Origin of the sequence: Kitasatospora sp. NPDC018058, from assembly GCF_044327205.1 — a bacterium.
In the GTDB taxonomy this organism is placed as follows: Bacteria; Actinomycetota; Actinomycetes; order Streptomycetales; family Streptomycetaceae; genus Kitasatospora.
The window spans coordinates 74,883-87,581 of the sequence record NZ_JBIRFA010000026.1 but is presented as its reverse complement, the minus strand read 5'-3'; the positions used below and the strand labels follow the sequence as shown (position 1 = coordinate 87,581).

At 74.4% G+C, this 12,699-nt stretch carries 1 protein-coding gene (cut by a window edge); it reads right to left on the bottom strand.

Features of this window, described 5'->3' with window-relative positions; translation table 11 throughout:
* On the bottom strand, positions 1-12,699 hold the 5' end (the start) of the coding sequence (locus ACH4E7_RS30420) for an SDR family NAD(P)-dependent oxidoreductase (RefSeq protein ID WP_396252350.1). It extends 17,772 nt beyond the left edge of the window; 12,699 of the gene's 30,471 nt are visible here — the first part of the coding sequence; it begins with the start codon at positions 12,697-12,699; the stop codon falls past the left edge of the window.

Below are 12,699 nucleotides of genomic sequence, written 5' to 3'. Positions count from 1 at the left end.
GAGCACCAACCCGTCCTCGTCGGCCAGTTCGACGGCCGCGCCGAGCATCGGGTGCGTGGTGGCACCAAGGCCGGCGGAGCGGACGTCACCGCCGCGGGCGGCCAGGGGCGCGGGCCAGAAGCGGCGGCGCTGGAAGGCGTACGTCGGCAGGTCGATGTGCCGGGCGCCGGTGGCGGCGAGCAGGGCGGCCCAGTCCACCGTGGCGCCGTGGACGTGGAGACGGGCGAGGGCGTCGACGAGGGTGTGCTCCTCGGCCCGGTTGCGGCGGAGCGCCGGGATCGCTTCGGCCTCACCGTCGGGCAGAGCGCTCGCGGTGAGGGCGGTGAGGACGGCGTCGGGGCCGAGTTCGAGGAAGCGGTCGACACCGGCGGCGTGGAGGGTGCGGATGCCGTCGGCGAAGCGGACGGCCTCGCGGACGTGGCGCACCCAGTAGTCGGGCGTCTGAAGGCCTTCGGCCGGTGCGCCGGTCAGGTTGGAGATCACCGGGATCGACGGCGCGCCGTAGGTGAGCCCGTTGAGGACCTCGCGGAAGTCCTCCAGCATCGGGTCCATCAGCGGCGAGTGGAACGCGTGCGAGACGCGCAGCCGGTTCGTCCTGCGGTCGGCGAAGTGCGCCTCGATCGCCGCGACGGCCTCCTCCGCCCCCGAGACCACGACCGAGCGCGGACCGTTCACGGCAGCGATCGACACGAACTCACCAAGCAGCGGCAGGACTTCGTCCTCCGTCGCCTGCACCGCCAGCATCGCGCCGCCCGAAGGCAGCGCCTGCATCAGCCGACCACGAGCGGCCACCAGCTTGCAGGCGTCCGCCAGCGAGAACACCCCGGCGACGTACGCGGCCGCGACCTCACCGATCGAGTGCCCCGCCACGAACTCGGCGCGGACGCCGAGCGATTCGACGAGACGGAACAGGGCCACCTCGACGGCGAACAACCCTGCCTGGGCATACGCGGTCCGGTTCAGCAGCTCCTCGTCCGCGCCCCACACGACGCCGCGAAGGGGTTGGTCGAGGTGCTCGTCCAGCGCCGCGCAGACGGCGTCGAACGCGTCGACGAACACCGGGAAGCGGGCGTACAACTCCTCTCCCATGCCGAGGCGTTGCGAGCCCTGGCCGGAGAAGAGGAACGCGCTCTTGCCCGCCGACGCGACTCCTCGAGCCACCTCGGTCCCGTCGACGACCACCGCGCGGTGCGGGAGGAGCGACCGCCCGGCCAGGGTGAACGCCACGTCGGCAGCGGGAAGTTCGTCGAGCTCCGTCAGCCGCGCGATCTGAGCGTCCAGCGCCGCTTCGGACTTGGCGGATACCACCCAGGGCATCGCCCCCGCCGTCACCGCAGCGTCCCGCGCGGCCTCGGGTTCGGCCTGCTCCAGGATCACGTGGGCGTTGGTGCCGCTGATCCCGAAGGACGACACGCCCGCGCGGCGCGGGTGGCCGGTGGCCGGCCACTCGGTGCGCTCGGTGAGCAGCTCGACCGCACCGGCCGTCCAGTCGACGTGCGAGGAGGGCGCGTCCACGTGCAGGGTGCGCGGCAGCAGGCCGTGCTGCATCGCGAGCACCATCTTGATCACGCCGGCCACGCCGGCCGCGGCCTGGGAGTGGCCGATGTTCGACTTGATCGAGCCCAGCAGCAGGGGCAGTTCGCGGTCCTGGCCGTAGGTGGCGATCAGGGCCTGGGCCTCGATCGGGTCGCCCAGCGTCGTCCCGGTGCCGTGCGCCTCGACAGCGTCCACATCGGCCGTCGAGAGCCCGGCGCTCGCGAGAGCCTGCCGGATCACCCGCTGCTGCGACGGGCCGTTCGGTGCCGTCAGACCGTTGGAGGCACCGTCCTGGTTGACGGCGCTCCCCCGCAGAACTGCCAGCACTCGATGGCCGTTCCGGCGGGCGTCCGACAGGCGCTCCAGTACCACCATGCCGACGCCCTCGCCCCAGCCCACGCCGTCGGCCGCCTCCGCGAACGAACGGCACCGGCCGTCGGCCGAAAGGCCGCCCTGGCGCGAGAACTCCACGAAGGTGTTCGGCGTCGACATCACCGTGACGCCACCGGCCAGCGCCAGCGAGCACTCACCGCCCCGCAGCGCCTGGGCGGCCAGGTGCATGGCCACAAGCGACGACGAGCACGCCGTGTCCACCGTCACCGCCGGACCCTCCAGGCCCAACGTGTAGGAGACGCGGCCCGAGGCCACACTTCCCGCGCTGCCGCTGCCCTGGTAACCCTCGAACTCGCCACCGCCCAGCAGGCTCGCGTAGTCGGCGTACATCACACCCGCGAAGACGCCGGTCCGGCTGCCGCGCAGCGTCACCGGGTCGATGCCGGCCCGCTCGAAGGCCTCCCACGAGGTCTCCAGCAACAGACGCTGCTGTGCGTCCGTCGCCAGCGCCTCGCGCGGGCTCATGCCGAAGAACTCGTGGTCGAACTCCCCGGCCTCGTACAGGAATCCGCCGGAGCGCGTGTAGGACGTCCCGGCGTGCTCCGGGTCCGGGTTGTAGAGGGCCTCGACGTCCCAGCCGCGGTTCGTCGGGAAGCCGGAGACCGCGTCCACGCCGTCGGCCACCAGCCGCCACAGGTTCTCGGGCGACTCGACGCCACCCGGGTAGCGGCAGGCCATCCCGACGATCACGATCGGGTCGTCCGACAGCGACGGCATCGCCTCGGGGACGTGGACGGTGCTCTCGGTGCCGAACAGGCCCTCCAGCAGGAAGCCGGCCAGCGCGCTCGCCGTCGGGTAGTCGAACACAACGGTGGCCGGCAGCTGGAGACCGGACACCGACCGCAGCCGGTTGCGCAGCTCGACCGCCGTCAGCGAGTCGAAGCCGAGGTCCTGGAACGCCTTCGACGGATCGACCGCCGAGCCGGCGTCGTGGCCCAGCACGAGCGCGATCTGGTCGCGCACCAGGTCCAGGACGGCCGCACGCCGCTCGTCGCCGCCCAGGCCCGACAGTCGCTGCGCCAGGCCCGCCGACACAGCCGACCCGGCGACGACGGCGCGTCGCACGCGGCCCCGCACCAAGCCGCGCAGCAGAGCGGGCACCTCACCGTGCGCGGCCATCGCCGCCAGGTCGAGGCGGACCGGCAGCACGGTCGGGTGTCCGGTGGCGATGGCCGCGTCGAAAAGCGCGACACCCTGCTCCGGGGCGATGGCCGGAAGGCCGAGCCGGGCGATGCGCTCGGCCTCGGCGTCGGTGAGCGTGCCGGTCATGCCGGCCACGTCCGACCAGGGACCCCAGGCGAGTGAGACGGCGGGCAGACCGAGCGAGCGGCGGTGGACCGCCAGGGCGTCCAGGTAGGCGTTGCCCGCCGCGTAGGCGGCCTGGCCCGCGCTGCCGAGCGTGCCGGCGACGGAGGAGAAGAGGACGAAGGTCTCGACGTTCTCGGCGGCCCGGTGCAGGTTCCACGCCGCGTCCGCCTTCGGACGGAGGACGGCGGAGACGCGCTCGGGAGTGAGGGAACCGATCACGCCGTCGTCGAGGACACCGGCGGTGTGGACGACCCCGCGGATCTCGTGGCGGGCGAACAGGTCTGCCACGGCGGCCTCGTCGGCCACGTCACAGGCCTCGACGACCGCCTCCGCGCCGAGCTCGGCCAGCCCGGCGAGCAGCGCCTCGACGCCCTCGGCGTCCGCGCCGCGACGGCTGACCAGCAGCAGGCTGCGCACGCCGTGCCCGGCCGCCAGGTGCCGGGCCACGACCTTGCCGAGGCCGCCGGTTCCGCCAGTGACCAGGACCGTGCCCTCACTCGGCCACGCCACCCCTTCGGCCATGGCCTTCGTCCGAATCAGCCGGGCCGCGAGGACCTCCCCGTCGCGGACGAGCACTTGCGGCTCGTCCAAGCCCAGGGCGGCGGCCGGCAGTTCTTCCGAACCCGCCAGATCCACCAGGCCGAACCGGCCCGGCTCCTCCGACATCGCCGACCGCACCAGACCCCACGCCGCAGCACCCGACAGGTCCTCGCCCGCCACCACGCCGCGCGTCACGAACACCAGCCGCGAGGCCGCGAACCGCTCCTCCGCCAACCAACCCTGCACCAGCTCCAGCACCCGCGCCGTCCGCGCCTGCACCTCGCCGTCGGCCGGTCGGATCACCACCACCGGCGGAACCTCCGACGGCACCTCCGCCAGCGACTCCACCTCCACGAACTCCGGAGCAGCCGCGCTCTTCACCGGCACCCAGTCCACCCGGAACAACGCGTCCCGGCCGACCGGGCCCGCCTCGCCCGCCGCCACCGGGCGCACGACCAGCGACCCGACGGTCGCCACCGGGCGCCCCTCCGTGTCGGCGATCGCGAGCGACACCCCGCCGCCCGCCGACGGCGTCAGCCGCACCCGGACCGCCGACGCGCCGGAGGCGTGCAGCGCCACGTCCTCCCACGCGAACGGCACGCCGCGCTCGTCGGACCCGGTCAGCGCGAACGCGTGGAGGCAGGCGTCGAACAGCGCCGGGTGCAGGCCGAAGCCGCTCCCGTCGGTGCCCTCGGGCAGGACGACCTCCGCGAAGACCTCGTCCCCGCGCCGCCAGGCCGCGCCGAGCCCCCGGAACGCCGGGCCGTACCCGAACCCGGCCTCCGCCAGGCCCTCGTACAGCCCGGTCAGGTCGACCGCCTCGGCACCGGCCGGCGGCCAGACGGACGCCTCGAACGGCGCCGGCGCCGCACCCGTCCCCAGCACACCGGTGGCGTGGAGGGTCCAGTCCGTCCCGTCCGCGTCGTCCGGCCGGGCGTGCACGGTGAGCGCGCGCCGCCCGGACGCGTCCGGCTCGCCGACCCACACCTGCACCCGCACGCCGCCCCGCTCGGGCAGGACGAGCGGCGCGGCGAGCGTCAGCTCCTCGACCAGGTCGCAGCCGACCTCGTCCCCGGCGCGCACGGCCAGCTCCATCAGCGCCGTCCCCGGCACCAGCACCGAACCCATGACGACGTGGTCCGCCAGCCACCCGTGCGACCCGGCCGACAGCCGGCCGGTGAACAGGTAGCCGTCCGTGTTGACGAGCTCGACGGCCGCGCCCAGCAGCGGGTGCTCGGCGGTACCGAGGCCCGCGAGCCGGACGTCGCCGCCGCGCGCGAGCGTGACCGCCGGCCAGTAGTGCCGGTGCTGGAACGCGTACGTGGGCACGTCCACGGTGCGGGCACCGGTCCCGGCGAAGAGGACGGCCCAGTCGACGCGCGCGCCGGTGACGTACAGGCGCGCGAGGGCAGTCAGGACGGTCGCATCCTCAGCCTGGTCCTTCCGGAGGACGGGGGCCAGGACGGCGTCGCCGGAGAGGGAGGCGGCCGCGAGCGCGGTGAGGACGCCGTCGGGGCCGAGCTCCAGGAAGCGCGTGACGCCTGCGGCTTCCAGCGTGCGGATCCCGTCGGCGAAGCGGACGGCCTCGCGGACGTGGCGAACCCAGTAGTCGGGCGAGCAGAGCTGCTCGGGCGTGGCTGTCTCGCCCGTCAGGTTGGAGACCACCGGGATCGAAGGAGCAGCGTAGGTCAGCCCGTTGAGGACGGCGCGGAAGTCCGCCAGCATCGGGTCCATCAGTGGCGAGTGGAACGCGTGCGAGACGCGAAGACGCGTCGTCTTGCGGTCGGCGAAGTGCGCACGGATCGCATCCACGGCCTCCTCGGTGCCGGAGACGACGACGGAGGTCGGGCCGTTGACGGCGGCGATCGACACGAACTCGCCGAGCAGCGGCAGGACTTCGTCCTCCGTCGCCTGCACCGCCAGCATCGCGCCACCCGCCGGCAGCGCCTGCATCAGCCGACCGCGAGCGGCCACCAGCTTGCAGGCGTCCTCCAGCGAGAACACCCCGGCCACGTGCGCGGCCGCCACCTCGCCGATCGAGTGCCCGGCCACGAACTCCGCCCGCACGCCGAACGATTCGAGCAGCCGGTAGAGCGCCACCTCGACCGCGAACAGCCCGGCCTGGGCGTACTCCGTCCGGTTCAGCAGCTCCGCGTCCGAGCCCCAGACGACATCCCGAAGCGGCAGATCCACCGCCGCGCACACCTCGTCGAACGCCTCCGCGAACGCCGGGAACCGGTCGTACAACTCCCGCCCCATCCCCAGCCGCTGCGAGCCCTGCCCGGAGAACAGGACCGCCGTCCCGCCCTCACCCGTGACGCCCCGGGCCGCCTCGACGCCGTCGACGAGCACCGCCCGGTACGGGAAGGCCGTCCGCCCGGCCAGGGTCAGGCCGACGTCGAGCGCCGACCGCCCGTCGAGGTCAGCGAGCCGCGCCACCTGCGCGTCCAGCGCCGCCTCGGACCTGGCCGACACCACCCAGGGCATCGCCCCGGCCGTGGCCACGCCCTCCTGCACGACCTCGGGCTCGCCCTCCTCCAGGATCACGTGCGCGTTGGTGCCGCTGATCCCGAACGACGACACGCCCGCCCGGCGGAGCCGACCGGCCTGCGGCCAGTCCTGGGCCTCGGCGAGCAGCTCGACCGCGCCCGCCGTCCAGTCGACGTGCGAGGAAGGCGCGTCCACGTGCAGCGTGCGCGGCAGCAGGCCGTGCTGCATCGCCAGCACCATCTTGATCACGCCCGCGACGCCGGCCGCCGCCTGGGCGTGCCCGATGTTCGACTTGATCGAGCCCAGCAGCAGCGGCAGTTCGCGGTCCTGCCCGTACGTCGCGAGCAGCGCCTGCGCCTCGATCGGGTCGCCCAGCGTCGTCCCGGTGCCGTGCGCCTCCACCGCGTCCACGTCGCCGAACGACAGCCCGGCGCTCGCCAGGGCCTGCCGGATCACCCGCTGCTGCGACGGACCGTTCGGTGCCGTCAGGCCGTTGGAGGCACCGTCCTGGTTGACGGCGCTCCCTCGCAGAACTGCCAGCACTCGATGGCCGTTCCGGCGGGCGTCCGACAGGCGCTCCAGCACGACCATGCCGACGCCCTCGCCCCAGCCCACGCCGTCGGCCGCCTCCGCGAACGAACGGCACCGGCCGTCGGCCGAAAGGCCGCCCTGGCGCGAGAACTCCACGAACGTCCCCGGCGTCGACATCACCGTCACACCGCCGGCCAGCGCCAGCGAGCACTCACCGCCGCGCAGCGCCTGCGCCGCCAGGTGCATCGCCACGAGCGAGGACGAGCACGCCGTGTCCACCGTGACCGCCGGACCCTCGAAGCCGAAGGTGTAGGACACCCGACCGGAGGCGACGCTGGGAGCGCTGCCGTTGCCCCGGAAGCCCTCGAACTCCTCGCCGTCCAGCAGCGAGCGGTAGTCGGTGTACATGATGCCCGCGAAGACGCCGGTCCGGCTGCCGCGCAGCGTCACCGGGTCGATGCCGGCCCGCTCGAACGCCTCCCACGACGTCTCCAGCAGCAGGCGCTGCTGCGCGTCCGTCGCCAGCGCCTCGCGCGGGCTCATGCCGAAGAACTCGGGGTCGAACTCACCGGCGTCGTGCAGGAACGCGCCCCGCCGAGTGTACGACGTGCCCGGCACGGACCGGTCCTCGCTGTAGAGCGAGTCGACGTCCCAGCCGCGGTTCGTCGGGAAGTCCGACACCGCGTCCACACCGTCGGCCACCAGCCGCCACAGGTCCTCGGGTGACTCGACGCCGCCCGGGTACCGGCATGCCATGCCGACGATGACCACCGGGTCGTCGGACAACACGGGCAGCACGGAGGCGAGTTCCGCCACCTCCTCGGCGCCGAACAGCCCCTCCAGCACGAAGCCCGCCAGCGCGCTCGCCGTCGGGTAGTCGAACACCACCGTGGCCGGCAGCTGGAGACCCGTCACCGACTTCAGCCGGTTGCGAAGCTCGACCGCCGTCAGCGAGTCGAAGCCGAGGTCCTGGAACGCCCGCGACGGGTCGACGACCGAGCCGCCCTCGTGGCCCAGCACCGCGGCGATCTGGTCGCGCACCAGCTCCAGGACGGCCGCCCGCCGCTCGTCGACACCAAGACCGGACAGTCGCTGCGCGAGGCCCGCCGAGGCGGCCGAGCCCGCGACCACCGCGCGCCGGACCCGGCCGCGCACCAGGCCGCGCAGCAGGGCGGGCACCGAGCCCTGGGCCCGCAGCACCGCGAGGTCCAGGCGCACAGGCAGGATCGCGGGCTCGCCGGCGGCGAGCGAGGCGTCGAAGAGCGCGGCGCCCTCGGCGGGGGTGAGCTCCGGCATGCCCGAGCGGGCGATCCGGTGCAGGTCGACGTCGGCGAGCGTGCCGATCATGCCGCCGTCGCGGGTCCACGGGCCCCACGCCTGCGAGACGGCGGGCAGGCCGAGCGAACGGCGGTGGAGCGCCAGGGCGTCCAGGTAGGCGTTGCCCGCCGCGTAGGCGGCCTGGCCCGGGCCCCCAAAGACGCCGGAGACGGAGGAGAACAGGACGAAGGCCGCCAACTCTCGGTCCTTCGTGGCCTCGTGCAGGTGCCAGGCGGCGTCCGCCTTCGGGCGCAGGACGGTACTGACGCGCTCGGCGGTCAGGGAGCCGATCACGCCGTCGTCGATCACGCCGGCCGTGTGGACGACCGCGCGGATCTCGTGCCGGGCGAACAGGTCCGCCACCGCCGCCGGATCGGCGACGTCGCACGCCTCCACGACGGCCTCCGCGCCGGCCGCCGCCAGCTCGGCGAGCAGGTCGTCCGTGCCCTCGGCGTCGGCGCCCCGGCGGCTGACCAGCAGCAGGTGCCGCACGCCGTGCTCGACGGCCAGGTGCCGGGCCATGACCCGGCCCAGGCCGCCCGTGCCGCCGGTGATCAGGACCGTGCCCTCCCCGGCCCACACGACCGGCTCGCCCGCCGATTCGGCGCGCACGAGCCGGGCCGCGAGGACCTCCCCGTCGCGGACGAGCAGCTGCGGCTCGTCCAAGCCCAGGGCGGCGGCCGGCAGTTCTTCCGAACCCGCCAGATCCACCAGGCCGAACCGGCCCGGCTCCTCCGACATCGCCGACCGCACCAGACCCCACGCCGCAGCACCCGACAGGTCCTCGCCCGCCACCACGCCGCGCGTCACGAACACCAGACGCGAGGCCGCGAAACGCTCCTCCGCCAACCAACCCTGCACCAGCTCCAGCACCCGCGCCGTCCGCGCCTGCACCTCGCCGTCGGCCGGTCGGATCACCACCACCGGCGGAACCTCCGACGGCACCTCCGCCAGCGACTCCACCTCCACGAACTCCGGAGCAGCCGCGCTCTTCACCGGCACCCAGTCCACCCGGAACAGCCCGTCCCGAGCCGCTGCCGACTCGCCGCTCGACACCGCGCGCAGGGCCAGCGACCCAATGGACGCCACCGGCAAGCCCTCGGCGTCGGCGACCGCCACCGCGACGGACTCCTCGCCGGTCCGGGTGACGCGCACGCGCACCGAGGACGCCCCGGAGGCGTGCAGCGACACGTCCTCCCACGAGAACGGCACGACGCCGTGCGGCATCCCGTTGACGGCCGTGACGTGCAGGGCGGCGTCGAGCAGCGCCGGGTGCAGACCGTAACCGGCGCCCTCGGTGCCGTCCGGCAGGGCGACATCGGCGAAGACCTCGTCGCCGCGCCGCCAGGCCGCCCGCAGGCCCTGGAACACCGGGCCGTACGCGTAGCCGCCGTCGGCCATGCCCTCGTACAGCCCGGTCAGGTCGACCGCCTCGGCACCGGCCGGCGGCCACACGGACGTGTCGAACGCGGTGCGCCTCTCCCCCACGCCCAGGACGCCGCTCGCGTGCTGGTCCCAGGCACGGCCGTCGCCCTCGGGCCGGGAGGCGATGGTGAAGGTGCGGCGGCCGTTCTCGTCGGCCGCGCCGACCCGCAGTTGCATCTGGACGCCCTCACGCTCGGGCAGGACGAGCGGCGCGGCCAGGGTCAGTTCCTCGACGCGGTCGCACCCGGCCTCGTCACCGGCGCGGCCGGCCAGTTCGAGGAACGCGGTGCCGGGCAGCAGGACGTTGCCGCGCACCTCGTGGTCGGCGAGCCAGGGGTGGGACTGCCTGGAGAGCCGGGACGTGAACAACAGGCCGTCGTCGTCGGAGAGTTCGAGCGAGGCGGTGAGCAGCGGGTGGTCAGCGGTGTCGAGGCCGGCGGCGCCGAGGTCGCCGGCGGTCGCGGGGGCGGTGGGCGGCCAGTAGCGGCGGTGCTGGAAGGCGTAGGTCGGCAGGTCGACCGGGCGGACGGCGGTGCCGGCGAAGAGCGCGGCCCAGTCGACGGGCGCGCCGGTGACGTGCAGGCGCGCGAGCGCGGTCAGGACGGTCGTGTCCTCGTTTTGGTCCTTGCGGAGGAAGGAGGCCAGCACGGCCTCGTCGGAAAGAGAGGAGGCCGCCAGCGCCGTCAGGACGCCGTCGGGGCCGAGCTCCAGGAAGCGGGTGACGCCGGCGGACTCCAACGCGCGCAGGCCGTCGGCGAAGCGGACGGCTTCGCGGACGTGGCGCACCCAGTAGTCCGCCGAGCACAGCTGCTCGGGAGCGGCTGTCTCCCCCGTCAGGTTGGAGATGATCGGGATCGAAGGAGTAGCGTACGTCAGCCCGTTGAGGACGGCGCGGAAGTCCTCCAGCATCGGGTCCATCAGTGGCGAGTGGAACGCGTGCGAGACGCGCAGCCGGGTCGTCTTGCGGTCGGCGAAGTGCGCGCGGACCTCCTCGACGGCCTCCTCCGTACCGGAAACGACCACCGACGAAGGCCCGTTCACGGCGGCGATCGACACGAACTCACCCACCAACGGCAGGACTTCGTCCTCCGTCGCCTGCACCGCCAGCATCGCGCCACCCGAAGGCAGCGCCTGCATCAGCCGGCCACGGGCGCTCACCAGCGCGCACGCGTCGGCGAGCGAGAACACCCCGGCCACGTGCGCGGCCGCCACCTCACCGATCGAGTGCCCGGCCACGAACTCCGGCCGCACGCCCAACGATTCGACCAGCCGGTACAGCGCCACCTCGACGGCGAAGAGCGCCACCTGGGCGAACTCCGTCCGGTTCAGCAGCTCCTCGTCCGACTCCCAGACGACATCCCGAAGCGGGAGGTCCACCGCCCCGCACACCTCGTCGAAGGCCCGAGCGAACACCGGGAAGCGTTCATACAACTCCCGCCCCATCCCCAGCCGCTGCGACCCCTGCCCGGAGAACAGGAACGCCGTCCCACCGCCCCGGACCGCGCCCTCGACGACCCCGCCCGAGCCCGCCGCCAGCGCGTCGAGCCCGCGCAGCAGCGCATCCCGGTCCGAACCGACCACCACGGCCCGGTGGTTGAGCATCGACCGGCTCGTGGCCAGCGCCGCCGCGACGTCCGCGACCGGCAGGTCCGCCGCGGCCTCGCGCAGCCGGGCGGCCTGGGCGCGCAGCGCGTCCGGCGTCCGGCCGCTCAGCACCCACGGCACGACGGCCGGGACCGGGGCAGCCTCCGCAGGCTCCTCAGCCACAACCTCGTCCGCCTGCTCCAGGACCACGTGCGCGTTGGTCCCGCTGATGCCGAACGCCGAGACGCCCGCACGGCGCGGACGCCCGGTCCGCGGCCAGTCGCGGGCCTGCGTCAGCAGCTCGACGGCGCCCGCCGTCCAGTCCACGTGCGAGGACGGCTCGTCGACGTGCAGGGTGGCCGGCAGCACCCCGGCGCGCAACGCCATGACCGTCTTGATGACACCCGCGACGCCGGCCGCCGCCTGGGCGTGGCCGATGTTCGACTTGACGCCGCCGAGGTAGAGCGGCCGGTCCGCGGGCCGGTCCTGCCCGTAGGTCGCGAGCAGGGCCTGGGCCTCGATCGGGTCGCCCAACGTGGTACCCGTGCCGTGGGCCTCGACCGCGTCGACCTGGTCGGGGGTGAGGCGGGCGTTGGCGAGCGCGGCCTGGATGACGCGCTGCTGCGAAGGGCCGTTGGGGGCGGTCAGGCGGCTGCTGGCGCCGTCCTGGTTGACGGCGGTGCCCCGGACGACGGCGAGGACCTCGTGGCCCAGGCGCCGGGCGTCCGAGAGCCGCTCGACGAGCAGGACGCCGACGCCCTCCGCCCAGGAGGTGCCGTCCGCGGCCTCCGCGAAGGGCTTGCAGCGCCCGTCGGGGGCGAGGCCGCGCTGGCGGGAGAACTCGGTGAACAGGCGGGTGGTCGGCATGACGGCGACGCCGCCGGCGACGGCCATCGAGCACTCGCCGGCGCGCAGCGCGCGGACCGCGAGGTGGAGGGCGACGAGGGCGGAGGAGCACGCGGTGTCGACGGTGACGGCCGGGCCCTCCAGCCCGAGGGTGTAGGCGATGCGGCCGGAGAGGACGCTGACGGCTCCGCCGGTGAGGAGGTGGCCCTCGGTCTCCTCGGTCCGGCGGGCGAGGGAGCCGTAGTCGGTGTCGGCGCCGCCGATGAACACGCCGGTGTCGCTGCCGCGCAGGGCGGCGGGGGCGATGCGGGCGCGCTCGATGGCCTCCCAGGCGGATTCGAGGAGGAGCCGCTGCTGCGGGTCCATGGCGAGGGCCTCGCGGGGGGCGATGCCGAACAGCTCGGCGTCGAAGTCGGCGACGCCGTCGAGGAATCCGCCGTGGCGCACGTAGCTCTTGCCGGGGGTGCCGGGGGTGGGGTCGTAGAGGCCACCGGTGTCCCACCCGCGGTCCTCCGGGAGGTCGCCGATGGCGTCGGCGCCGTCGGCGACGAGCCGCCAGAGGTCCTCTGGGGTGCGGACGCCGCCGGGGTAGCGGCAGGCCATCCCGATGATCGCGATCGGCTCGGCGTCCCTCGCCTCGACGGACTCCAGGCGCTGCTTCGTGCGCCGCAGGTCCGCGATGACCTTCTTGAGGTAGTCGCGGAGCTTGTCCTCGGAGGTGCTGGCCAT